Annotated in this window: 24 protein-coding genes; 6 read left to right on the top strand and 18 right to left on the bottom strand. The window is 60.1% G+C overall.

The features are described 5' to 3' along the window. Positions 1–66: 66 nt before the first annotated feature. The 4 genes from NIBR502773_RS25715 to NIBR502773_RS31055 all read right to left on the bottom strand — a co-directional run bounded on the left by NIBR502773_RS25715 (position 67) and on the right by NIBR502773_RS31055 (position 3,708). Positions 67–1,485 (bottom strand): sugar porter family MFS transporter, encoded by a 1,419-nt coding sequence (locus NIBR502773_RS25715; RefSeq protein WP_141157263.1) that lies wholly within the window; start codon positions 1,483–1,485, stop codon positions 67–69. Positions 1,486–1,581: 96 nt separating this feature from the next. Beyond that, positions 1,582–2,541 (bottom strand): sugar phosphate isomerase/epimerase, encoded by a 960-nt coding sequence (locus NIBR502773_RS25720; RefSeq protein WP_141157264.1) that lies wholly within the window; start codon positions 2,539–2,541, stop codon positions 1,582–1,584. Continuing rightward, positions 2,538–3,566, bottom strand: coding sequence for a Gfo/Idh/MocA family oxidoreductase (locus NIBR502773_RS25725; protein WP_141157265.1), 1,029 nt, complete (start codon positions 3,564–3,566; stop codon positions 2,538–2,540). The genes NIBR502773_RS25720 and NIBR502773_RS25725 overlap by 4 nt, the downstream gene beginning before the upstream one ends. Before the next feature lie 13 nt (positions 3,567–3,579). Then, positions 3,580–3,708, bottom strand: a complete 129-nt coding sequence (locus NIBR502773_RS31055) for a hypothetical protein (protein WP_257228069.1) — start codon at positions 3,706–3,708, stop codon at positions 3,580–3,582. A 199-nt stretch (positions 3,709–3,907) separates the two neighbouring features. Here NIBR502773_RS31055 and NIBR502773_RS25730 point away from each other — a divergent pair, with 199 nt between their 5' ends. Next, positions 3,908–4,933, top strand: a complete 1,026-nt coding sequence (locus NIBR502773_RS25730; protein WP_027603379.1) for a LacI family DNA-binding transcriptional regulator — start codon at positions 3,908–3,910, stop codon at positions 4,931–4,933. 94 nt (positions 4,934–5,027) lie between these two features. Here NIBR502773_RS25730 and NIBR502773_RS25735 read toward each other — a convergent pair whose 3' ends face one another. Beyond that, entirely contained in the window at positions 5,028–5,465 is a 438-nt protein-coding gene (locus NIBR502773_RS25735) for a LysR substrate-binding domain-containing protein (RefSeq protein WP_257228070.1), read from the bottom strand. Between NIBR502773_RS25735 and NIBR502773_RS31060 the strand changes: the two genes are divergently transcribed. Continuing rightward, a complete protein-coding gene (locus NIBR502773_RS31060) occupies positions 5,442–5,636 on the top strand; it encodes a hypothetical protein (RefSeq protein WP_257228321.1) in 195 nt (64 codons plus the stop codon). The genes NIBR502773_RS25735 and NIBR502773_RS31060 overlap by 24 nt on opposite strands. A 131-nt stretch (positions 5,637–5,767) precedes the next feature. Here the strand turns inward: NIBR502773_RS31060 and NIBR502773_RS25745 are convergent, their stop codons facing one another. The 11 genes from NIBR502773_RS25745 to urtA all read right to left on the bottom strand — a co-directional run bounded on the left by NIBR502773_RS25745 (position 5,768) and on the right by urtA (position 15,735). After that, positions 5,768–6,646 carry an urease accessory protein UreD gene (locus NIBR502773_RS25745; protein WP_141157266.1) on the bottom strand — a complete coding sequence of 293 codons (879 nt, stop codon included), beginning with the start codon at positions 6,644–6,646 and terminating at the stop codon, positions 5,768–5,770. Beyond that, positions 6,643–7,296 carry an urease accessory protein UreG gene (gene ureG, locus NIBR502773_RS25750; RefSeq protein ID WP_027603381.1) on the bottom strand — a complete coding sequence of 218 codons (654 nt, stop codon included), beginning with the start codon at positions 7,294–7,296 and terminating at the stop codon, positions 6,643–6,645. The genes NIBR502773_RS25745 and ureG overlap by 4 nt, the downstream gene beginning before the upstream one ends. A gap of 26 nt (positions 7,297–7,322) precedes the next feature. Continuing rightward, complete coding sequence (ureC, locus tag NIBR502773_RS25755; RefSeq protein WP_141157267.1) at positions 7,323–9,035, bottom strand: urease subunit alpha; 1,713 nt, start codon at positions 9,033–9,035, stop codon at positions 7,323–7,325. A 3-nt stretch (positions 9,036–9,038) separates the two neighbouring features. Further along, positions 9,039–9,734, bottom strand: coding sequence for an urease subunit beta (locus NIBR502773_RS25760; protein WP_115487940.1), 696 nt, complete (start codon positions 9,732–9,734; stop codon positions 9,039–9,041). Between the two features lie 45 nt (positions 9,735–9,779). Then, complete coding sequence (locus NIBR502773_RS25765) at positions 9,780–10,535, bottom strand: urease accessory protein UreF (protein ID WP_115487941.1); 756 nt, start codon at positions 10,533–10,535, stop codon at positions 9,780–9,782. Further along, positions 10,532–10,972, bottom strand: coding sequence for an urease accessory protein UreE (gene ureE, locus NIBR502773_RS25770; protein WP_115487942.1), 441 nt, complete (start codon positions 10,970–10,972; stop codon positions 10,532–10,534). Before ureE ends, NIBR502773_RS25765 begins: the two co-directional genes overlap by 4 nt. Before the next feature lie 23 nt (positions 10,973–10,995). Continuing rightward, on the bottom strand, positions 10,996–11,685 hold the full coding sequence (gene urtE, locus NIBR502773_RS25775) for an urea ABC transporter ATP-binding subunit UrtE (RefSeq protein WP_027603386.1): 690 nt from the start codon (positions 11,683–11,685) through the stop codon (positions 10,996–10,998). 2 nt (positions 11,686–11,687) lie between these two features. Beyond that, positions 11,688–12,425 carry an urea ABC transporter ATP-binding protein UrtD gene (urtD, locus tag NIBR502773_RS25780; protein WP_027603387.1) on the bottom strand — a complete coding sequence of 246 codons (738 nt, stop codon included), beginning with the start codon at positions 12,423–12,425 and terminating at the stop codon, positions 11,688–11,690. Next, positions 12,422–13,570, bottom strand: coding sequence for an urea ABC transporter permease subunit UrtC (urtC, locus tag NIBR502773_RS25785; protein ID WP_141157268.1), 1,149 nt, complete (start codon positions 13,568–13,570; stop codon positions 12,422–12,424). The genes urtD and urtC overlap by 4 nt, the downstream gene beginning before the upstream one ends. Position 13,571: 1 nt before the next feature. Beyond that, positions 13,572–14,474, bottom strand: a complete 903-nt coding sequence (urtB, locus tag NIBR502773_RS25790; protein ID WP_141157269.1) for an urea ABC transporter permease subunit UrtB — start codon at positions 14,472–14,474, stop codon at positions 13,572–13,574. 79 nt (positions 14,475–14,553) lie between these two features. Further along, a complete protein-coding gene (urtA, locus tag NIBR502773_RS25795) occupies positions 14,554–15,735 on the bottom strand; it encodes an urea ABC transporter substrate-binding protein (RefSeq protein WP_065926081.1) in 1,182 nt (393 codons plus the stop codon). Positions 15,736–16,385: 650 nt separating this feature from the next. Between urtA and NIBR502773_RS25800 the strand changes: the two genes are divergently transcribed. From NIBR502773_RS25800 to NIBR502773_RS25815, 4 genes are all read left to right on the top strand, one after another. Then, positions 16,386–17,534 (top strand): transporter substrate-binding domain-containing protein, encoded by a 1,149-nt coding sequence (locus NIBR502773_RS25800; protein ID WP_115487945.1) that lies wholly within the window; start codon positions 16,386–16,388, stop codon positions 17,532–17,534. Then, positions 17,531–18,163, top strand: coding sequence for an ANTAR domain-containing response regulator (locus NIBR502773_RS25805; protein WP_090404594.1), 633 nt, complete (start codon positions 17,531–17,533; stop codon positions 18,161–18,163). The genes NIBR502773_RS25800 and NIBR502773_RS25805 overlap by 4 nt, the downstream gene beginning before the upstream one ends. A 213-nt stretch (positions 18,164–18,376) precedes the next feature. Next, on the top strand, positions 18,377–19,912 hold the full coding sequence (locus NIBR502773_RS25810; protein ID WP_115487946.1) for an amidase: 1,536 nt from the start codon (positions 18,377–18,379) through the stop codon (positions 19,910–19,912). A 54-nt stretch (positions 19,913–19,966) separates the two neighbouring features. Then, positions 19,967–20,335 carry an NAD(P)-dependent oxidoreductase gene (locus tag NIBR502773_RS25815; RefSeq protein ID WP_141157270.1) on the top strand — a complete coding sequence of 123 codons (369 nt, stop codon included), beginning with the start codon at positions 19,967–19,969 and terminating at the stop codon, positions 20,333–20,335. Here NIBR502773_RS25815 and NIBR502773_RS25820 read toward each other — a convergent pair. Together NIBR502773_RS25820 and NIBR502773_RS25825 are read right to left on the bottom strand one after the other, a co-directional pair. Next, on the bottom strand, positions 20,235–20,696 hold the full coding sequence (locus tag NIBR502773_RS25820) for an SCP2 sterol-binding domain-containing protein (protein ID WP_141157271.1): 462 nt from the start codon (positions 20,694–20,696) through the stop codon (positions 20,235–20,237). The two genes, NIBR502773_RS25815 and NIBR502773_RS25820, sit on opposite strands and share 101 nt — an antisense overlap. Positions 20,697–20,718: 22 nt before the next feature. Next, on the bottom strand, positions 20,719–21,564 hold the full coding sequence (locus NIBR502773_RS25825) for an alpha/beta fold hydrolase (RefSeq protein ID WP_115487948.1): 846 nt from the start codon (positions 21,562–21,564) through the stop codon (positions 20,719–20,721). Positions 21,565–21,910: the final 346 nt, after the last annotated feature.

The following is a 21,910-nucleotide window of genomic DNA, read 5'->3' on the forward strand; positions in this document are numbered from 1 at the left end:
TTTCATGTCGAGGGATTTTTCGTCGAAACTGAACCATGGTCATGGGCGCGTCATACTCGATCTCGTCTAACCATACAACCGCTGTTCAATCTCTTCGAGCGTGCTGCCTCGTGTCTCCGGTACCCACACTGCGACAAAGGTCAGGGACAGAAGTCCTGCTCCCACGAATACAAAGAAGGTTTGGCCGATCCCGATCGTCGCAACCAGCGTTGGAAAGAACATGCCGATCATCACGTTGGTCAACCAGAAGGCCGCGATAGCCATACCCATGCATCCGCCGCGGATGCGCATTGGGAAAATTTCTGCCAAAAGTACCCAGAAAGCAGGCCCGATCAGCCCTTGCATGGAGGCAAGGAACATCGCCATGGCTCCGAGAATGAGCATGGCGCGGGTAACGGAGGGGTCGACAAAAACTGAAACCAGGCCAATCAACAATAAAGACAATGTGGTGCCGGTGAAACCGAGCAGCATCATTGGGCGACGGCCCACGCGGTCCAGCAGAGCAATACCCACGAACGTTGCGCCAATCGAGATAACGCCGTTTACGACATTGGCGATCAGTGCACTACGTTGTTCCAGGCCTGCTTCTGTGAGGATCTGGGTGCCGAAGTACATGATTGAATTGACTCCGGTCAGCTGCGACGTAACAGCGATACCGATGCCAATCAAAAAGATTCGTCGCGCGCCCTTTTGAGACAGGTCGCGCCAGCCACCTTTTTTGATGAATCGTTCGTTGCTGATCTGTTGGGTAATGGCCTCCATTTCAGCCTTGGCATAGTACTCTTCCCGTACTAGTTTCAGTACTTCCAGGCCCTCTCTGAAGCGGCCTTTGGTTGCCAGCCAGCGCGGGCTTTCGGGCATGTAGAGCATTCCCAACCAGAGTGCCACTGCTGGCAGGGTTGCCAAGGCAAGCATCCATCTCCACACACCATCGAGATCGCTGAACAAATTGCCCAATGTGGCGTTAGTGGTGAAGGCCAGGAATTGCCCGGTGACGATCATCAACTCGTTACGGGTAATGATGCGACCGCGGATGCTGGACGGAGCCATCTCTGCAAGATACGCCGGCACGACGACCGATGCGCCGCCCACCGCTAACCCGAGCGTGAAGCGGGCGGCCACCATGACATTGAGGGTGGGCGCCAGCGCACAAGCCAATGCGCCAAGAAAAAACAGCACGGCGAGGAAAAGAATGATACGGCGGCGCCCCTTGAGGTCTGATAAGCGACCGCTGCACAGCGCCCCCATCATTGCGCCGATCAACAAGGCACTGGCGACCAAGCCTTCCGTAAATGGCGTCAGGCCCAGGTCATCCTTCATGTAGAGCAGGGCGCCATTGATGACGCCGGTATCGAAGCCGAACAGCAGGCCGCCAAATGTGGCGATCCAAGTCACTTTTTGCAGGTAGCGCTGTGCCTGGCGTTTTTCAGGACTTACATAGGCGACTGAAGTGTCTGCCGTATTTCCGTAGGAATTAATTGTCATTGTGATATTCCTGACTGAAACTCATGGGGAGGCTCACTCGCCATTGCGGTGAGCGATTTAATATGGAATTACATTGGCTTTTTCTCGTGGTGCGATTCAGATGGACTGGGGTTTGAAATCGCTGGCGGCAACCGGCATGACGCTCTTTAGCAGTCTTACGGACTTTTCCAAGCCCTCGAGGCTGTTGAGTAAAACGTCCTCATGCTCAATCGATAGCCAGCCATCGTAGCCAGCCATTTTCAAGCGGTAGCAGAACTGCCTCCACCATTGCTCGCCGTGGCCGAATCCAAGTGTGATGTAGGACCAGCTACGGGATGAGATATCCATCAATGAGCCATTTTCCAGGAGTGAGTCCACGGCCTGGACTGGCGCATTAAGCAAGGTATCCTTGGCATGTACGTGGTAGATGGCATCGCCCAGTGCCTCGGCGGCTACCAGCGGATCAGCGCCCATCCAGAACAGATGAGAGGGATCCAGGTTGGCGCCTATCACCGGTCCGATCGCATTGCGTAGTTTCAGAAGCGAACGGACGTTGTAGACGCATTGGTTACCGTGCAATTCCAACGCGATACGCTCCACACCATTTTCCTTGGCCAGATCAGCGATCTCGCTCCAGAAGGGCAGCAGGCGTTCTTCCCATTGATAGCGCAGCATTGTCTGGGTTTCGGGAGGCCATGAGGCAACTACCCAGTTCGGCATCCTGTCGCCGGCCCGACCTTCCGGTAAGCCAGACATGGTGCAGACGGTCTTGACTCCCAGTTCACCGGCTACGCGTATCGTGTCCCGGAGGCATTGGCCTTGTTCGGGCTGTGTAGGATGCAAAGGGTTGCCGTTGGCGTTCAGGGAAATGATTTCCAGATTGTGCTCCTGGAAGCTGCGTTTGAGTGCCTTGCAGTCGTCGGCGCTGGCGAGCATCTGTGCCAAGTTAAAGTGTGGTGCGGTCGACCATCCGCCGGTGTTGATCTCCAGGCCCGACACTTCCAGGCGTTCCGCCTGCTTGAGCATCTCCCGCAATGGCAGGTGACCGAGGCTATCGGTGACGAATCCCAGCTTCATGACGCAGCTCCTTCTCTCGATCGGTAGAGGGGCGGTGTTTCCAGCGTCGGCAAAACGACCCGGCGACGCTGATTGAGCGCCTCGATGCCAGCTTGAGCGACAATGGCTGCGCAATAGCCGTCCCAGGCACTCGCAGCATGGACGGGGAACCTTCCTGTGGTGATGAACTCCACGAATGCTTTGTTCTGCAGGCGGTAGGCGTCGGCGAAACGCGGCCGCCAATCGGCAGCGTACCGTTCAAAACCCTGAAGACAGGTGTTGAAGCGAGCATGTACGGGGGTGGCCAGTTGCACGGAACCCCGCTCGCCCACCAGCTCGCCACGGACGTCGTACCCGTAATGGGCGTTGTTGTTGATTTCGATGTTCACCAGATGTCCTTCCCGGGTTTCCAGCACCATGAATACCGGGGCGCCGACGCCGTCCTTAGACGTGTGGGTGGGTTGGAACACTGAAATGGCAACGTATTCAGTATCGAGCACGTGACGTGCCACATCGAATTCATGAGGCGCGGAGTTACTGATCGCCATTTGCCCGCTGAAGTTGGCGGGAGCTTCTACGTTGCGATGGAAATTGTGCATCATCACAGCCCGACCGATCACGCCGTCGCTCAATGCACTTTTCATTTCCCTGTACGAAGGGTCAAACCGGCGCATAAAGCCCAGTTGCACGAATTGGCGACCCCGGGAGGCCTCTTTGTCGATGACCGCCAGGCACTGGTCCGGGCTTTGAGACAGCGGCTTTTCACACAGTGCAGGTTTCCCAGCATCAATGGCTGCCATGGTCAGGACCGCATGGGTTTCGTCCGGGCTGGCGATGATGATTGCATCGACATCGGACCTTGAAAGCGTGAACAGTGGATCAGTGGAAACGTCAGCGGCGCCATAACGGTCAGCTATCAGCTTCGCTCGCTCTGGCGACGCATCACACACCACATGCAAAGTGGCTCCCGGAAGGTCCTGGGCAATGATGCGGGCGTGATCTTCCCCCATAATCCCTGCGCCGATAACGGCGATTCGTATGCTCATATTCAACTACCTATCAATGGGCGAAAGTCATCAACGCGGCGTCGAACTCGCGAGCGTGTTGATTGAGAAAGGAGGTGCACAATGGGGCACAAGCGGCGTAGCCGTGGCGGTCGAAATCAACCGGTGGGGTCGAGTTACTCATGGGGCGATCCTGGCGGTTTGTTGTGTTTGTTATGCCTCGATTATTAGCACCGAAAAAGCAATCATCAAGCAGCGCCATAGGCGGTTTATGATGTAAAACACCTCAAATTCGAAGATGCATTGATGCCTGTCATTGCTCTTGAAAACAATCATCAGCAATGTGTATATGGTGTAAATAACATCAAAAAAGGGCTGGCTATATGACCATGCAAACATCGGCGCGCTTATGGAAGGGCCCCACTGTTCAACAGGTCGCTAAGGTGGCCAGGGTCGGGGCAGCGACCGTCGATCGTGTGCTGAATAACCGCCCCGGCGTACGGGAAAATACTCGTCTGAAAGTGCTGGCGGCGCTGGATAAGCTAAAGAAAGATTTGGCTGACGGCATGGCAACGTTGCAGATCAAGCTATTCTGCGACTCGGGCGAAACCTTCAATGCGACGCTGGCCGGCGCCGAGACAGTGGTGAACGCCTCGACACCTGGTGTCGTCGTGCATGGCTACTATGTACCGACTAACCAGGTCGATCCCGCCGCGTTTGCTGATCAGGTTCAGGCTGAGGGGGCCTCAGCGGATGGTGTGATTGTCGTATCGCGCGAGCATCCGGCGATCAACCGAGCGATTCGCAAACTGTGCAGCCTGGGTATCCCCGTCGTTTGCCTGACCACCGACCTGCCTAATTCCGGGCGAAGCGCTTACGTAGGCAACGATCAATATGCGGCAGGCAGTGTCGCCGGGCTACTGATAGGCAATGCGTTACCCAAGGAGCCGGCAAAAATTCTGTTAGTGACCAGTGTGCCGTTTCGCTGCCAGCAAGAGCGGGAGATGGGGTTTCGCAGGGTGCTTCGCTCGGAGTTTCCCTATCTGAAGATCGACGAGCGGGTGATTTCCGATGATCGCCCCTATACCACTACTGAGCAATTGACGCGTTATTTTTCCAAGCACTACTACCCGGCAGCCATCTACAACGTGGCCGGCGCCAATCGGGGCGTTGCTCAAGCGATAGATACCATTGCGGTTGAGGATCGGCCTATTTTTGTCGGTCATGAGCTTACGGTTCATACGCGGGCGATGCTTGAGTCCGGCGTCATGGATTATGTTATCTCTCATGATTTCGTTGGCGAGACTGCCGCAGCGGTGCGCTGGATACGAGGAGCGATTGAGGGAGCGGCGACAACGCCACCTTCAACACAGATCTTGATTCACACTCGATATAACTGTGGTACGTAAGGCCACGTTGCGGTCGGTATCTAATTTGCATGCATCGATGCATACATAAAAGCGTATGGGACAACCTGGTGGCAGGCCTGCAAAAGGAGGTTCCCTACGACTCAACCGTCGTTGCTTTCTTCGCTTCGTCCAGCATCCATTGAGCAAACGCTTGTATTGGTTCTCTGCTCAATGCGATGGGCTCGGGGAGGATGAGGCAGAAGGTTTTGGAAATGGTTTTCCCCCCTGGCCACGGAGCGACCAGACGTCCTAACGCCAGTTCAGTTTCAACGTAAAGACGCGGGACCAGCGCAACTCCGAGGCCGGCCAATGCCGCCTCGATCAACATGCCGTGAAGATCGTAGCGCGCACCAATCGCTGGATTGGTAAGTGGGATCCCCGTTTCCAGGGAATAGCGCTGCCAGGCATCCGGGTTCTGCCGTCGGTGCAGGCGTGGAAGCATGTCCAGTGTTGCTGCTCCTGTGCTCTCTTGGAGCAATGCAGGATGACAAACAGGAACCAGCACTTCATGCAAAAGGTGGTGAGTCCGCATACCCGTCCAGGCTGGGTGCTCGAAATGGATGGCAGCATCGAATCCGCCCCCAGGACGAAGGGGTCCATGCGCTCGGACAAGATTCTTATCGCGGGTATCCACCTTGGCGAGCTTGGATTTGCACATGTCGAGCGGATAGGCAAGACCTACAAAATTTCCTACGAAACTTAGCGGCTGTTCGAGATGCCTACGATGCATCGGCTGCGGCGAATGAGGTCATTGATCCCACGGCGCCTCCTGCCAGCGGTCGAACAGAAAATCGCTGAACGCCGTCAGCCGGCGTGGGTTGCAATCGTCACTCCTCATTTGCGGCGCATACGCGGTACCACACCGGTCAGATGCTCACGTACACACGCCCAGGCTATGTGAAGGCTGTTGCGCAGTGACACGGCATCAAGGGTCATGATGCGTAATGAAAACCCGCAATCGTTGGGTAGTGCGCTGACACCCAGATAGCTGTCGGGGTGAGTGGGCAGGGCATTGCGCAATGCGGTTTTCAGCGCTTCGACAGGCAAGCCCTGACCCACGAGCATGAATGTCGCCAGGGTCTGGAAGGCACCACTGACGCCCGGTAATTGCCGCAGCAGGTCTTGCCCGTTCAGCGCCAGGCGATCGCCGGCCAGCAAACGGCCTGCCGGGCAGCGCACTTCCAGGTCGGCGCGGTAGACATCGAAGAGGCCGGCACTGTCCTGGGGGGTGTGCAGGCAAAACGCGTCGCACAGCATCACCCTGGCGCCCGGGTGCAGATTCACCCTTACCTGGCTGTGCAGTTTTGCCTGGGGAAACAGGATCGTCGCCATGGGCAGGTACTCCAGTAGCGCTCCGTGTTCGGCGGTGAGGCTGACGGTCTGCCGTGCCGATTGCTCGAGCATGCTGTGGGCTACCGTCGCCGCGCCAGTGCTGACATGCACTTGAGTGTCCGGCCCGGCATGCAGGCGCATCCGCAAATCCTGGCCTGCGAAAATCCCGCCCGAGCACGACTGCACATACACGGCGGCCATGCCTTTCGGGTCGTCCGGCAGCTTCAGGGTGCGGCCCAGATGAAAGGGATAGCCCACGTGCTGTTCGCTGATATAACTGGCGCCGGACGGCGCTTTGCTGAAGGCAATCCGGGCCTGCACCTGCGACGATGCCTTGGGCGGTGCAATCAACGGGCGAAACAGTTCCTGCGGCGCGTTCATGGTCGGTCAAACAACACGGCGCGGCTGATGGCGTCGACGACCGCGTCGACCCCGTCACCCGTCGCGCAGTTGGTGAACAGCACGGGCCGGCCGTTGCGGGCTTCGGCTGATTCGCGACGCATGCGTGGCAGATCCACGCCCACATAGGGCGCCAGATCATATTTGTTGACCACCAGCAGATCACAGCTCAACACGCCAGGCCCTCGTTTGCGCGGGATGTCATCGCCGCCGGCGACATCAATGACAAAGATCCAGTAATCCACCAGATCCAACGAGAAGGTCGAGGCCAGGTTATCGCCGCCGGACTCAATCAGAATCAGGTCCAGGTTCTCGAATCGCGCTTCCAGCTCGTCGGCCATTTGCAGGTTCAGCGTCGGGTCTTCGCGGATCGCCGTATGCGGGCAGGCGCCGGTTTCCACCGCGAGCACCCGTTGTGGGTCGATCAGGCCGCTGCGCTGCACGCGTTCGGCGTCCTCGCGGGTCGCCAGGTCGTTGGTGATGATGGCCAGCTCGGTGCCGCGCGCGATGAAGCGCGGAATCAGTTGCTCCAGCAGGCGAGTCTTGCCCGAGCCGACCGGGCCGCCGATCCCGACGCGCGCGGCGCCGGGGTGGGGTTGCGGCTGCGGTGCGGCGTTGAATGCAGTGCTCATTAGCAGGTTCCTTTTATTGGCTGTGATCAGCGCAGCATGTAGCGCTGGGCCAGGGGCACTTCGCTGACCGGCTCGCAGGTCAGGCGCACACCGTCGGCGTACACATCGAAGGTCTGGGGGTCGACGCGAATGTCCGGGCAGGCGTCGTTGTGCAGCATGTCGGACTTGCGCAGCGTGCGGGTGCCGAAGGCCGGCAACAGGGCTTTTTTCAGGCCCAGTTTCTCAGCGGTATCGGCCTCCACCGCAAGGCGATTGACGAAATTCACCGACAGTGCCTGTTTGGCCTCACCAAAGGCCCCCCATTGCGGGCGCATGATCAGCGGCTCGCAGGTGTACAACGAGGCTGCCGAGTCGCCCATCACGCCATGCACGATAAAACCGCCCTTGACCACCAGCTCCGGCTTGATGCCAAAAAAGGCCGGCCGCCACAGCACCAGGTCAGCGAGCTTGCCCGGCTCCAGCGAGCCGATGTAACTGTCGATGCCGAACACCCGCGCAGCGTTGATCGTGTACTTGGCGATGTAACGCTTGATGCGTTCGTTGTCGCCCAATCCGGTTTTTTCTTCCGGTAGACGGCCACGTTGGTCTTTCATCTTCGAGGCCAGTTGCCAGGTGCGGCAGATCACCTCGTTGATGCGCCCCATGCCCTGGCTGTCGGAACCCAGGATCGAAATTGCGCCGGTGTCGTGCAGGATGTCTTCGGCGGCGATGGTCTGCGGACGCACTCTGGATTCGGCGAACGCCACGTCTTCCGGCACGTCCGGATTGAGGTGATGGCAGACCATGATCATGTCCAGGTGTTCGTCGAAGGTGTTGACGGTGTACGGATTGGTCGGGTTGGTCGAGGAGGGGATGCAGTTGGATTTTCCCGCCACGCTGATGATGTCCGGGGCGTGGCCGCCGCCTGCGCCTTCGGTGTGGTACATGTGGATTGTGCGGTCGCCGATGGCGGCCAGGGTGTCTTCGAGAAAACCCGATTCATTCAGGGTGTCGGTGTGCAACTGCACCTGAAAGTCGTATTCATCGGCCACCTTGAGGCAGGTATCGATCACGGCGGGCATCGCGCCCCAGTCCTCGTGGATCTTCAATCCCAGGCAGCCACCGCGCATTTGGCCGAGCAGCGATTCCGGCTTGCTGGAATTGCCCCTGCCGAGAAAGCCGAAATTGATCGGCCAGGCTTCAGAGGCCTGCAGCATCTTGCCGACGTTCCATTCGCCGCCGCAGTCGATCCCCACGGTAATCGGCCCGAGCGAGCCGCCGATCAGCGTCGTCAGGCCCGCCGCCAGCGCGTGATCGCACAGTTGCGCCGAGTCGAAATGCACGTGCACGTCGATCCCGCCCGGCGTGACGATCAGGCCTTCTGCGTCGCGCACGGTGGTTGCGACGCCACAGATCAGCTGCGCATGGACACCGTCCATGACCTGCGGATTACCGGCCTTGCCGATGGCCACGATCTTGCCGTCCTTGATGCCGATGTCGCCTTTGACGATGCCGATCACCGGGTCGATGATCAGCGCGTTGCAGATCAGCATGTCCAGCGCGCCGTCTGCGGTGTCATGCCCCGGCATCAGGCCCATGCCGTCGCGCAGCGTCTTGCCGCCGCCGTGCAGGCATTCATCGCCGGGCACCGCGTAGTCGAATTCCACCTCGGCCAGCAGCGACGTATCCCCCAGGCGCACGGCGTCGCCGGTGGTGGGGCCGTACATCGCGGCGTATTCCTTGCGGGTCATCGTTGCCATGGGTCACGCCCCCTTGAACTGTTGTGCGCGGGCTCGATCGAGCGCGATGGCTTTGCAGGCCGGATCGTGCAGGTTGCCATTGGTCAAACCGCTGAAACCGTGGATGTCCCCCGTACCGCCGAATTGCACCAGCTGCACTTCGCGCAGCTCCCCCGGCTCAAAACGCACGGCGGTGCCCGCAGGAATGTCCAGGTGCATGCCGAAGGCGGCGGCGCGCGGGAAATCCAGCGCCTTGTTGACTTCGAAAAAGTGGTAGTGACTGCCGATTTGCACCGGCCGGTCGCCGGTATTGATGGCCCGTACGGTGGACGTGGGGCGACCGCTGTTGAGTTGTATATCGCCCTTGGGCGAGATGATTTCGCCAGGCGTCGGCATGACGGCCAACGGCAACCGGCCGGGTCGAATCGGCTGATGCACGGTGACCAGTTTGGTGCCATCGGGGAACGTACCTTCCACCTGCAGTACCGGCAGCAGCTCGGCCACGCCAGGCATGACGTCGTCAGTGTTGAGGAGTGTCGAGCCGAAACCGATCAGCTCGGCCACGCTGCGTCCCTCACGGGCGCCTTCGAGGATTTCATCGGCAATCAGCGCCGAGGCTTCCGGAAAGTTCAGGCGCAGCCCTTTGGCGCGGCGTTTGCGCGAGAGTTCGGCGGCGGTGTACAGCGTCAGCCGCTCAAGTTCGGTGGGCGTCAGCAGCATGTTCAAGCTCCTGTGTCGGCAGCAGGCGTTTTCGTGCCTGCCACCTCAATTGGCGAAAAGACGGAGGTCCTGGGTTTCGTGCCGCATCACGGCGATCTCGGCCATGGGCGTGAAGCCGCTGGCGTCGTCGAGGGCGAGCGGCGCCTGAGCAAGCAGTTGCAGCAGCAAGGGCTGGATGTCGGTGAGTACCCGCTGCGCATCCACATGCCCCATTACGCCCAGGCGCACAGCGGCGCTGACCAGTCCGGTGCACAGCCCATGGGCGGCGGCGAGTTGGCAGTGCTCGAGTTGCATGCCGAGTTGTTGCCACAGCAACCCTTGCAACACCGGCAAATGCCCCGGCGTTGCCCGGGCGAGCACGTGTTGCTGGTAAGCGGCAGCGCCGGGGGTACCGAGCGCGACATGCACGCCCAGCAACGATTGGCCGACGCGACGCGAGCCTTGGCGCAGTTCCTCGGCCAGGGTCAGGGCCTCGATGTGACTGTCCAGGTCCATCAGGGTGGTGAGGTCAGCCGCTGCATGCCAGGCGGCGCATAAAAACACCCGGTCAAAACTGTTCCAGCGATGGCGCAATTGACCTTCGACGAAGGCCCGCACCTGAACGCTGCGATCATTCTGCAGGCCGCGCTGACGGCGCCTGACAGGGACTGGGTCGGTCATCGCGGCGTTCTGCCCCAGGCGCGCATCGGCCACCAGCGTTTCCAGCCCCCATGACCAGGCAACCGCGCCACCGGGGAAAAAACTGTCTGCCTGTTGCAGCGCCAACAGGCTGCTGCGCAACTCGGCCGGTGCGGTGTTCATAGGCGCAGCACCCGGCCGTCCGCGAGCAGCGGCGCCAGACGCTCGAGGTAGTCGGCCTCCGGGCCATTCAGCGGGATCCGTAACGCAGTGCCTGCAAAGCGTACGGTCCAGTGCATGTTGCCGGCGAAATACCCCAGCTCCAGCGCTGCGGCAGCGTCCCGCGGTTGTAGGTCGAGAAAGTGCACGTCCTGCATGTGCACGACGATGGCGCGCTGACCGTCGAGCATCAGCACCGAGCCGTTACGCAGCTGCTGATGGCGCTCCAGCCGAATCGCACAGTCGGTGCCGCGATCACTGGCCATGCGCAGGCGATGACGCTGAATGTCGCTGGCCGACAGGCTGAGGGTTTCGACCAGGCCTGCGTGGCTGAGGTCATGCAAACGGTCGGCGAGGGCAGGGTCGCTGGCCTGGCCCAGAATGCGGTCGAGGATCAACATGGTGTGTACTCCCAGGTCCGGTTTCAGATGGTCAGGTAGCGCAGGATGCGCTCGCGGTCGACGGTTTCGCGGACCTCGCTGTGCACGAACTCGCCTTTCTCGATGATCAGGTAACGGTCGGCCACCGCCATCGCAAACGACAGCACCTGTTCGGAGACGATCAGCGAAAATCCCCGTTCTTTTTTCAGCAGGTTCAGGGCCCGGGCGATGTCCTTGATGATCGACGGCTGAATGCCCTCGGTCGGCTCATCCAGGATCAACACTTTGGGGTTGGAGACCAGCGCGCGGGCAATCGCCAGCTGTTGTTGCTGGCCGCCGGAGAGGTTGCCGCCCTTGCGTCGACGCATCTCGAACAGCACCGGGAAGTACTCGTAGATGTAGTCGGGAATCGGTGCGGCAGGGGCGCCCTGCATGCCGGTGAGGATGTTTTCCTCCACCGTCAGGTACGGAAAAATCATCCGCCCCTGCGGCACGAAGCCCACCCCGGCGGCGACCCGCTCATAGCTCTTGCTGGCGGTGAGTTCCCGGCCCGCCAGCGTGATGCTGCCGCTGCGCGCCGGCAGCATGCCCACCAGGCTTCTGAGCAGGGTGGTCTTGCCCATGCCGTTGCGACCCATGATCGCCAGGGACTCGGCCGGTGCGAGGGTCAGGTCGAGATTGCGCAGCACATGGCTGTCGCCGTAATACACGTTCAGGTTATTGACGGTCAGCATGCTCAGTGCCCCAGGTAGACGTCGATGACGCGAGGATCGTTTTGCACCTGATCCATCGAGCCGTAGGCCAGGGTTTTGCCCTGGTGCAGGACGGTGACTTTGTCAGCCACTGACTTCACGAACTCCATGTCGTGCTCGATGATCACCATGGCGCGGCCCTTGGCGATGCGCTTGAGCAGGCCTGCGGTCTTTTCTCGCTCGCCTGCACTCATGCCGGCCACCGGCTCGTCCAGCAGTAACAGTTCCGGGCGCTGCATCAGCAGCATGCCGATCTCCAGCCACTGCTTTTGCCCGTGGGACAACAGCCCGGCTTTGCGCCCCAACTGGTCCTGCAGGAAAATCATCTCGGCGGTCTGCTCGATCTCTGCTTGCAGGGCCGGGTCTTTGCGGGCGAACAGGCAGTTGAAAATGCCGCGTTTGCCGGGCGACGAGATGTCGAGGTTCTCGCGCACGGTGAGGTCTTCATACACCGAAGGGTTCTGGAACTTGCGCCCGACGCCCGCGCGGGTGATCTGGTATTCGATCATGTTGGCCAGTTGCAGGTCCTTGAAACGAATGCTGCCGGCACTCGGGCGGGTTTTGCCGCAGATCATGTCAAGCAGGGTGGTCTTGCCCGCGCCGTTAGGCCCGATCACCACGTGCACCTGGTTTTCTTCGACGTAGAAATTAAGGCTGTCCACTGCCTTGAAACCGTCGAACGACACCGTGAGGTCTTCGACACTCAGCAACAGGCCACTCATGACTGCACCTCCTGTTTGTTGTGGCCAAGGCGTTGCAGCAAACCGGCCAGCCCGGTCGGCAAGAACAGCACCACGCCCATGAACAGGAAACCGATGAAGTACTGCCAGAAGTTGACGAAATTTTCCGACAGGTAGGTTTTGGCCACGCCGATCAACAGCGTGCCGTACACCGCACCGACCAGCGACAGACGCCCGCCGAGGGCTGCGTAAATCACGATTTCGGTCGAAGGAATGATGCCCACCAGCGACGGCGACGCGAGGCCGACCTGTAGGGTGAACATCACCCCGCCGAGCGCCGAGATCAGTGCCGCCACGGCAAAGATGAACGCTTTGAACAGCGCCGTGTTGTAGCCGGAAAACCGTACGCGGTCCTCACGGTCACGGATCGCCACCACCACTTTGCCCAGCCGGCTGCGCAGGATGAACCCGCACAACGCCACGCAGCCCAGCAGCAACAGGGTGGTGATCAGGTACAGAATCCAGGGCGTTTGAGGCGTTTGCAGGCTCAGGCCAAAGGCGGTCTTGAAGTCGGTCAGGCCGTTGACACCGCCGGTGTAGCCTTGCTGGCCGATGATCATGATTGACATGATCGCCGCCAACGACAGGGTGATGATCGAGAAGTACACGCCGCCCACGCGCTTCTTGAAATACGCGTAGCTGAACACAAACGCGAGCAATGCCGGGAGGACGAGGATCGCGGCAAAGGTGAATGTCGCCGACTCGAAAGGCTTCCACCACCAGGGCAGCGCGTCGACGCTGTTCCAGATCATGAAGTCGGGCAACGCCGAGCCGTAGAAGGCGGCGAGCGCGCTCGCCGCTTCGTCGTTGGCGGTGGCTTCAAGTTTCAGGTACATCGCCATCATGTAGCTGCCAAGGCCAAAGAAGATGCCCTGGCCCAGGCTGAGTATCCCGCCGTAGCCCCAGATCATCACCATGCCCACGGCGCAGAACGCCAGGCTCAGGTATTTGCCGGCCAGGCCCAGGCGAAAGTCGCCCAGGCTCAGGGGCAATATCACCAGCAACAGCAGCGACAGCCAGACCAGGCTGTGGCGCTCGAGCAACGGCAGCAACCTGTTGCGCAGCCGGCGCGTGGTCTGCGTCGACGTGTTGGGGCGGGTGAGGGGCGTCTCAGTCATATCGTTCATCTCAGCGTCTCACTTTCGCGGCGAACAAGCCGTTGGGGCGGAAGAACAGCAGCACGATCACCACCAGCAGCGTGATGGCTTTGGCCATGGACCCGGTGGTGAGGTATTCCAGCGAAATCTGCGTCTGGCCGATGGCGAAGGCCGACAGGAAGGTGCCCAGCAAACTCTCCACCCCGCCAAACACCACGACGATGAAGGTGTCGACCAGGTACTGCTGGCCGCTGACCGGGCCGGTCGAGGCCAGCATGGTGAACGAGCTGCCGGCGATCCCTGCCAGCCCGCAGCCCAGGGCAAACGTGACCGCATCGACACGGGCGGTGTTAATGCCGGCTGCCCCGGCCATGGCGCGGTTCTGGGTCACCGCGCGAATGCGCAGCCCCCAGTGGCTGCGGTACAAAAACAGAAACACGGCGCCGGCGATCACCAGTGTCAGGCCGATGATGAAAATCCGATTCAGCGGCAGTTCCAGGCCTTCGCTGATCTTCCACGCGCCTTGCAGCCATTGCACCGTGGGCACGCTGACTTCCTTGGGCCCGAAGACCTGGCGGAACACCTGCTGCAGCACGATCGACAGGCCCCAGGTCGCCAGGAGCGTGTCGAGCGGGCGGTTGTACATGAAGCGAATAAAGCAGCGTTCGAGCAAGAAACCAAACGCGAAGGTCACCACGAAGGCCACGCCGATGCCGATCACGAAATACCAGCCCATGTAGTCGGGAAAGTAGCGTGCAAACACCACGGAGGTCACATAGGTCATGTAAGACCCCATCGCCATCAACTCACCGTGGGCCATGTTGATTACGCCCATCAGGCCGAACACGATGGTCAGCCCCAGGGCCATCAGCACCAACACCGAGAACAGCGAGAACCCGCTGAAGACCTGCATCACCAAAATATCGAAAGTCATTGCGTCGCTACCTGTCGCTGCACGTTGGCGGACCGCGTGGGCGGGAGAGGGCGCGAGTCAGATCGCGCCCGACCCTGCATCACAGTTTCGGGAAAGGGTTGGGCTCGATGGGCGCGGACTCGTAGATCACGTCAACCTGGCCCTGGGCGTTGAGGGTGCCGATGCGCGCGCGCTTCCACAGGTGGTGGTTGTCCTTGTGGACCTTGACCTCGCCTTCAGGCGCGTCGAGGGTCAGCTCCGAGGACGCGGCGATCACGGCCGGGACGTCGAAACTGCCGGCTTTTTCCACGGCTTTCTTCCACAGGTACACGGCGGTGTACGCGGCCGCCATCGGGTCGCCGACCACGCGTTTATCGCCATAGCGGGCCTTGAAGGCGGCGACGAATTTCTCGTTGACCGGGTTTTTCAGGCTCTGGAAGTAGCTCATGCAGGTGAGAAAGCCGGTGAGGTTTTCGGCGCCGATGCCGGTGACTTCTTCTTCGGTGACGGCCAGCGCCATCAGCGTCTGGTTGCTGCTGTCGATGCCGGCGGCCTTGAGCTGTTTGTAGAACGCCACGTTTGAGCCACCGACGATGGTGGACAGCACGATGTCGGGCTTGGCGGCCTTGATTTTGTTGATCACCGAGGAGAACTCGATGTTGCCAAGGGGCAGGTAATCCTCACCGACGATGGATCCGCCCTGCTTGGTCACCGACGCCCGTGCCAGCTTGTTGGTGGTGCGCGGCCAGATGTAGTCCGAGCCCACGAGGTAGACGGTCTTGCCTTTGTTGGCCATCAACCAGCTGACGGCTGCCAGGGTTTGCTGCGACGCTTCGGCGCCGGTGTAGATGATGGCCGGGGATTTTTCCAGGCCTTCATAGAATGTCGGGTAATACAGCAACGCCTTGTTGCGTTCGAACACCGGCAACACCGCTTTACGCGACGCCGAGGTGAAGGCGCCGAAAGTGGCGACAACGTGATCGTTTTCCAACAGCTTGCGCGCCTTCTCGGCGAAGGTCGGCCAATCGCTGGCACCGTCCTCGACGATCGGTTCGATGGTCTTGCCGAGCACGCCACCGCTGGCGTTGATTTCGTCGATGGCGAGTTTTTCCGCATCCACCACCGAGGCCTCGCTGATGGCCATGGTGCCGGTCAGCGAGTGGATGATGCCGACCTTCACGGTCTCGGCTGCCTGCACCTGGCTGACCAGGGAAAACGGCAACAGGCTGAAGGCGCCCAGCAACAGGGCATGCTTGATCAAACGGCGTTTGTCGTTGTGCATTCACTTCTCTCCAGGAATAAAAAAAGCCCGACATCCCGGCTAAATCAATAGTCGGGAAATCAGGCTTCTTGTGCCGAATCTGGCGGGACAGCTGTGTCCGATCCAGTCGTACGCGAGGTGCTTCCCTACTTGCCAAGGGGGCGTAGGGCAAACAGCTGGCGCGATGTCTCTGGAGAGTTATAGCAAGGGCAGTGCCAATTGCGACCAGGGCGTTTTCCGGGCAGTCGAAGGGGCGTGCGAGTGACGCCTGCATCTATTGCCGCGTGTCACTGGCCTGCGCTGCTTTGGCGCGAATGCACCCTAAATGCACCAATACCGTGAGCGTGTGGGCGGCATGGATGGGCTCCACGGCAAGGATTGAAACCGGCCGGCGCCGCGGGTGCAGCTCGCCCATTGCGTGTGGCCCACTATCTGCATGAGCGACAGGCAACACCCTCGCAGGGTCCCTTGTCACACGCCCATCCTCGGCAGGTGTGGAAGGCCCCTCGCATGACTGGCCCTGACAGTGTTGTCGCGCCAGCCCCAGGCACAACCCGCCTGAGAGCAGCCATTTTGTTATACGGCGTCTCGCTCAATCATTATTTGCACAGGCCTCCAGACCCCCATCCACGAGCGGGTGTCTTTTCTCACGTTGAACAAGGTTTATAGGCATGGTTGACCAGTCGATCCGCATAGGCGGTCTGTTTTCCGATACCGGTGTCACGGCGGCTGCCGAGGGCTCGACGATGCGCGGCGCGCAGTTTGCAATTGCGCAGATCAATGCGGCAGGCGGGGTCGGTGGTCGCCCGCTGCAGTTGATCACCCGTAACCCCGATTCAACGCCTGCGCTGTACGCCATGCACATCGAATCGCTGATCCGCGAAGAACACCTGCGGTTTTTCTTTGGTTGCTACACCTCGGCCGCACGCAAGGCGGCACTGCCGATTGTCGAGCGCTACGACGCCCTGTTGCTGTACCCGGTGTATTACGAAGGTTTCGAGTATTCGCGCAACATCATCTACACCGGCGCCACACCGAATCACAATGCCCTGCCGCTGGGCAATTACATGCTCGACAACTTCGGCAATCGCGTGTTGATGATCGGTTCCGAGTACGTCTACCCGTACGAAACCAATCGCTTGATGAGCGATCTGTTGTACGAGCGTGGCGGCACCAAGCTGGGCGAGTATTACCTGCCGCTGAAAAACGCACGTCCGGAAGATTTTGCCAAGCTGATGGTCAAGGCCAGGGAGCTCAAGCCCTCGTTTATTTTCTCGACGGTCGTCGGCGAAACCATGGGGCATTTGTACCAGGCCTACGCCGATGCAGGCTTTGACCCCTCGGTGATGCCGATTGCCAGCCTGACGACCAGCGAAACCGACATCCAGCAAATGGGGATTCACCTGGGGGCGGGACATATTTCGGCGGCTACGTATTTTCAGTCGGTGGACACGCCGACCAACCGCCAATGCATCGCCCAATACCGCGAGTTGTTTGGTCAACACCAGGTCACTGACCGTTGCTGGGAGGCGGCGTACTTTCAGGTGCACTTGCTGGCCAAGGCGATCGTTCGAGCTGGCAGCACGCAAGTGGAGGATGTGCTGCAGGCCATGCGCGGGCTGGAATTCGAAGCGCCACAAGGACGCATTCGGGTCGATGCCAACAATCACCACACGTACCTGTTTTCGCGGATTGGCCGGGCCAACGTCGAGGGCCAATTCGACATCCTTTACGAAAGCCAGAGTGCACTCAAGCCTGACCCTTACGCCATTGCACCCAATTTCAATGAATGGTCCGGCTCGGTGGGGAGACGTCCATGACCTTGCGCGCCGCCAAGAAACGCCTGCGCAACGACAGCGCCACAGGTATCAAGGACCTGCGCGACGTCAGCGTATTGGTGATGCACCCGGATGACGAGGATGGACGCAACCTGATCGAGCAGCTGCAGCGCATCGGTTGTCAGGTGCGTGTGCAATGGCCGATCCCGGAGCGCTTGAGCGCCGAGGCGGACGTGATCGTATTGGCGGTGTCGCCGGAAAGCCTGTCGACCAACACACCATGGCTGTTGCACGCCAGCACGCCGCCGATCATTCCGGTGATTGCCTATGAGAACCCGATCATCGTCGAGGCATTGGTGCAGTTGAACGCTTGCTCTGTCATTCCTTCGCCCGTGAAGTCGTTCGGGTTGCTGACCGCTTTGGCGATCACGCTGAGTCAGTCACGCAAGGCCCGCGAACGGGAACGACACGTCAAGCGCCTGGAAGGGCGCATGGCGGTCATGCGCACCGTGCAGCAGGCGAAAATAATCCTTATCGAAACCAAGGGCATGTCGGAGACCGATGCCTACAACGCCTTGCGAGACCAAGCCATGGCCAAGCGCGAACCGGTGGAAAAAATCGCCGAAGCGCTGGTCAAGGCCCATGAGTTGTTCCGACAAGCCTGTTCCTGAACAGCCTTTGAGCATCAAGCTTGTGAGGGCTTGATCCTCTTCTGCGTGGACGTTTGCCATACGCCTCCCTTGGCAGGTATGGATCACCGCGTGGCGACCGGCGTGGACAATGGAGTCCTCCGGAGCGAGCCGTAACCTGTGCAGTGGGCACGGGCGGCACGCGTCAATGATCGCCCGAGATCGGGTGGTTCTTAACGTCATTTGGAGAACACCATGTCCGTAAAACGCCCCGGCAAAGCCGACTTTCTGATTGCCGCCGAAGACCACGGTTATCACCTGACAGATAGCCAGATGGAGGCCTTCCTCAACCTGGCCGATGAAACGTTGAATTCCTACGAAGCCATCGATGCGCTCTACGCTGCCAACGTCGCGCAGCAACCGCCTGAACGCGAATACAACAAAGCCGCCGAGGCAGACAACCTGCACGGCGCCTGGTACGTGAAAGCCCGAATCGTCGGCGCGGCGCAAGGCCCGTTGGCCGGCAAGACGGTGGTCATCAAGGACAATGTGTCGGTGGCTGGCGTGCCCATGGCTAACGGCTCATTAAGCCTGGACGGTTATATCCCGTCCGAAGACGCCACTGTGGTCAAACGCTTGCTGGCGGCCGGGGCCACGGTGGTGGGCAAGTCGGTGTGTGAAGACTTGTGTTTTTCCGGGGCAAGTTTTACCTCCGCCAGCGGCCCGGTTAAAAACCCCTGGGACCTGACGCGCAACGCAGGCGGTTCGTCCAGCGGCAGTGCGGTGCTGGTGGCGCTTGGCCAAGTCGACATGGCCATCGGCGGCGATCAGGGCGGTTCGATCCGGATGCCGTCGGCCTGGAGCGGCATCGTCGGGCACAAACCGACTTACGGCCTGGTGCCTTACACCGGCGCTTTTCCGATTGAGCGGACCATCGACCATGTGGGCCCGATGGCCAATAACGTACGCGATGTGGCAGCGATGCTCGATGTCATTGCGGGGGCTGATGGGCTTGATTCCCGGCAAAAAAATCCGCCAGCGGTCAACTGCCTCGCGACGCTGGAGCAGGGCGTAGCCGGCTTGAAAATCGGCTTGCTGCGAGAAGGTTTTGCGATCCCGGGAATGTCCGAGCCGCAGGTGGACGCCCTGGTCAAGGCGGCGGTTGCCCAGCTTGAAAGCCTGGGCGCCAGCGTCGGCGAAGCGAGTGCTCCGTGGCACACCGGCGTGGCGTTGGATCTGTGGAACGTGATTGCCACTGACGGCGCGGCGTATCAGATGTTGCAGGGCAATGGCTACGGCATGAACGTCGACGGTTATTACGACCCGGACATCATGAGTTACTTCGGCGAAAAACGCCGCGAACACGCCGATGCATTGTCCAGTAGCGTGCGAGCGGTTGCGTTGACCGGTCACTACAGCCTGAAAAAACTGCATGGCGCCTACTACGCCAAGGCGCGGATGCTGGTACCGGAACTGACGCGCCAGTACGACGAGGCATTCAAGGATTTTGACGTATTGGTGATGCCCACCATGCCCTTCGTAGCCACGCCGTTGACCGCCGCGGACGCCTCCGTCGAGGAGTACGTGCACAGTGCACTGGACATGCTCGCCAATACCGCGCCGTTTGACCTCACGGGGCACCCCGCGACATCGATCCCGGCGGGGCTTGCGGACGGTTTGCCGGTCGCCATGATGATCGTTGCTCCGCGCTTCCAGGACGCCCTCGCGCTGCGCGTTGCCCAGGCCTACGAACACGCCCGCGGCGCATTCCCTAAACCCCCGGCGCTGTAAACCGATGGCCTGCCCAGGCGCTGGCGAATACGTTCGCTGGCGACTGGGCCTGGAATGGCCAGCGCGCAACGCCTGCTGGCAGAAGGCTGGCGTGTGCAGGGGCTGAGTCGCCGCGCTGCCGTTATCGACCATCCGCGCTTTCACTGGACTGAATGCGATCTGAGTGACTTGCAGGCCTTGGATCAAGCCTTGCAGCCCATCGAAACGGTGGATGCCATCGTCCACGCGGCAGGTTTCATGCGTACCGCCCCGTTGGGGCAGTTGCAGCCGCAGGATGGCCAAGCCATGTGGCAGGTTCACGTGGCGGCGGCGAGCCATTTGGTCAACACCCTGCACGCCAGGCTGCACCCCGGCGCCCGAATCGTGATGATCGGCAGCCGCACGATGCAAGGCGTCGTGAAAAGACCTGCGCGGGGTCTTTAGCCGGCTGCAAGTATTCTGTTAATCCCTGGAACCACATCACCTCGACAAAATCACCGCTGATTTTCAGATCGCCTGTACGCAAGCCCGTCAGGAATTCATCCTTGCTGTCTTTAGCCGACAGAATGGCGAAGCCTCTTTCTGCGTTTCTGAACGACAGCGTGAATGCCGGCTTTTGCGTTAAACCTGCGGCGGATTTTATCTTTCCGTTCGCAACGGTGAAGTAGCGACCCACGCCATCCTCTGTTCGAATCTGAAAGACCAACGACTTGCCATTAACAAATTTTGCGCAGCCGGGGTTTTTCTTGATGGCTCGCTGTAACAGCTTGGTCAGCGCCCACAACAAAAATTTAAACTTCAGCATGATGTGCTGGCTCCGTAAGTTGTCATTCGCTGAGGAACGCGATGGCGTGTTTCAGAAAGCGCTCAGGGCATTGGAATTGGGCGCCGTGGCCCGCATCCGGGTACAGGAATAACTGGGCGTTCGGGATGTTCTGGGCCATGTACCAGGAGTTGACTGTTGGAATCATGACGTCATTCATGCCGTTCAGGATGAACGTTGGCTGTTTGATAGCGCGCAGATGATTGAAGGGATCATTTGGGTCCAGCTTGGGCATAAAGTGCATGTGGGCTTCGATCTGTGCCTGCATCACCTGCACAGAGCTGGGTGGATCCTGGTCGACACGCTGATGACGGCGCTCCCAGAACTCGAGCCCTGCCTGCCGCGCCGTCTCGGAGCGACCGAAAAACAGAAACAGAAAATCGTCCACTGTGGGAATGGGCCGTGGTGCGGCCTCCAGCACGCCAGGGTCTGAGTCCGGATTACCGCCACGAGGCCCGGTACCCAGCAGCATCAGTTTGCGCACGAGGTCGGGATGGCGTCGTGTCAGGTCCTGGGCGATAAAACCGCCAAGCGAGAAACCCAACACATCGACTGTTGATAGACCGAGTGCGCGGATCACTGCGGCAGCGTCGTCTGCCATCAGCTCAATTCGGTTACGCGGCTCTCCGGAAGAAGAGGCAATGCCGCGACCGTTGTAGAGGATGACCTCGCGCCCTGCCGCCAGCCCATCCGTCATGATGGGGTCCCAATGATCCATGCCGCCACGGAAATGCTGGAGGAGGAACAGCGGAGGCTGATCTGTCTTGCCATTGCCCCAGCGGCGATAGGCAAATGTCTCGCCATCGACGTCGATATACAGGGTAGGGGCGGTTAGATGGCTATAGCTCATTTTGAAGTCCTCCAAGGGGTTGTCATCTGATGCAGCAAACCATGGCTTTGGGTACAGATTGCACCCGCGCGGGTTGTCCGCACCGGGCTCGATGTCTGGTTGCACGGCGACGGGTGTTGACGGAGCAATGCGACTTCGCAGTGTTACTGCTGCAACATCAAGCTACGCCAGACGATTACAGGCTGAGCCGCGTCTTCAGGTACTTTGCTGGTCGGTGATTTCGCGGGTGTCGCTTGATCCTGATGTGGGCCTGTGTGTCCTGTATCGGGCGGTGCGGCTGCGGTTGATTCAACGCACTCATTGATGTCGCACTTATCGTTATTCAACTTCATCTTTCCAGCCTTTT

Source organism: Pseudomonas sp. NIBRBAC000502773, from assembly GCF_006517195.1.
Lineage (GTDB): Bacteria > Pseudomonadota > Gammaproteobacteria > Pseudomonadales > Pseudomonadaceae > Aquipseudomonas > Aquipseudomonas marginalis.

What these genes read in the sequence shown, in the direction of transcription:
- NIBR502773_RS25715 (WP_141157263.1), bottom strand. Translation starts at nt 1,485, where the DNA reads ATGACAATTAATTCCTACGGAAATACGGCAGACACTTCAGTCGCCTAT.
- NIBR502773_RS31055 (WP_257228069.1), bottom strand. Translation starts at nt 3,708, where the DNA reads ATGAGTAACTCGACCCCACCGGTTGATTTCGACCGCCACGGCTACGCC.
- NIBR502773_RS25735 (WP_257228070.1), bottom strand. Translation starts at nt 5,465, where the DNA reads ATGCGGACTCACCACCTTTTGCATGAAGTGCTGGTTCCTGTTTGTCAT.
- urtE (WP_027603386.1), bottom strand. Translation starts at nt 11,685, where the DNA reads ATGCTGACCGTCAATAACCTGAACGTGTATTACGGCGACAGCCATGTG.
- ureC (WP_141157267.1), bottom strand. Translation starts at nt 9,035, where the DNA reads ATGGCAACGATGACCCGCAAGGAATACGCCGCGATGTACGGCCCCACC.
- NIBR502773_RS25820 (WP_141157271.1), bottom strand. Translation starts at nt 20,696, where the DNA reads ATGCTGAAGTTTAAATTTTTGTTGTGGGCGCTGACCAAGCTGTTACAG.
- ureG (WP_027603381.1), bottom strand. Translation starts at nt 7,296, where the DNA reads ATGAGCACTGCATTCAACGCCGCACCGCAGCCGCAACCCCACCCCGGC.
- ureE (WP_115487942.1), bottom strand. Translation starts at nt 10,972, where the DNA reads ATGTTGATCCTCGACCGCATTCTGGGCCAGGCCAGCGACCCTGCCCTC.
- NIBR502773_RS25805 (WP_090404594.1), top strand. Translation starts at nt 17,531, where the DNA reads ATGACCTTGCGCGCCGCCAAGAAACGCCTGCGCAACGACAGCGCCACA.
- NIBR502773_RS25725 (WP_141157265.1), bottom strand. Translation starts at nt 3,566, where the DNA reads ATGAGCATACGAATCGCCGTTATCGGCGCAGGGATTATGGGGGAAGAT.
- NIBR502773_RS25720 (WP_141157264.1), bottom strand. Translation starts at nt 2,541, where the DNA reads ATGAAGCTGGGATTCGTCACCGATAGCCTCGGTCACCTGCCATTGCGG.
- urtC (WP_141157268.1), bottom strand. Translation starts at nt 13,570, where the DNA reads ATGAACGATATGACTGAGACGCCCCTCACCCGCCCCAACACGTCGACG.
- urtB (WP_141157269.1), bottom strand. Translation starts at nt 14,474, where the DNA reads ATGACTTTCGATATTTTGGTGATGCAGGTCTTCAGCGGGTTCTCGCTG.
- NIBR502773_RS25745 (WP_141157266.1), bottom strand. Translation starts at nt 6,646, where the DNA reads ATGAACGCGCCGCAGGAACTGTTTCGCCCGTTGATTGCACCGCCCAAG.
- NIBR502773_RS31060 (WP_257228321.1), top strand. Translation starts at nt 5,442, where the DNA reads ATGCAAAAGGTGGTGAGTCCGCATACCCGTCCAGGCTGGGTGCTCGAA.
- NIBR502773_RS25815 (WP_141157270.1), top strand. Translation starts at nt 19,967, where the DNA reads ATGGCCAGCGCGCAACGCCTGCTGGCAGAAGGCTGGCGTGTGCAGGGG.
- urtD (WP_027603387.1), bottom strand. Translation starts at nt 12,425, where the DNA reads ATGAGTGGCCTGTTGCTGAGTGTCGAAGACCTCACGGTGTCGTTCGAC.
- NIBR502773_RS25810 (WP_115487946.1), top strand. Translation starts at nt 18,377, where the DNA reads ATGTCCGTAAAACGCCCCGGCAAAGCCGACTTTCTGATTGCCGCCGAA.
- urtA (WP_065926081.1), bottom strand. Translation starts at nt 15,735, where the DNA reads ATGCACAACGACAAACGCCGTTTGATCAAGCATGCCCTGTTGCTGGGC.
- NIBR502773_RS25800 (WP_115487945.1), top strand. Translation starts at nt 16,386, where the DNA reads ATGGTTGACCAGTCGATCCGCATAGGCGGTCTGTTTTCCGATACCGGT.
- NIBR502773_RS25825 (WP_115487948.1), bottom strand. Translation starts at nt 21,564, where the DNA reads ATGAGCTATAGCCATCTAACCGCCCCTACCCTGTATATCGACGTCGAT.
- NIBR502773_RS25760 (WP_115487940.1), bottom strand. Translation starts at nt 9,734, where the DNA reads ATGCTGCTGACGCCCACCGAACTTGAGCGGCTGACGCTGTACACCGCC.
- NIBR502773_RS25730 (WP_027603379.1), top strand. Translation starts at nt 3,908, where the DNA reads ATGACCATGCAAACATCGGCGCGCTTATGGAAGGGCCCCACTGTTCAA.
- NIBR502773_RS25765 (WP_115487941.1), bottom strand. Translation starts at nt 10,535, where the DNA reads ATGAACACCGCACCGGCCGAGTTGCGCAGCAGCCTGTTGGCGCTGCAA.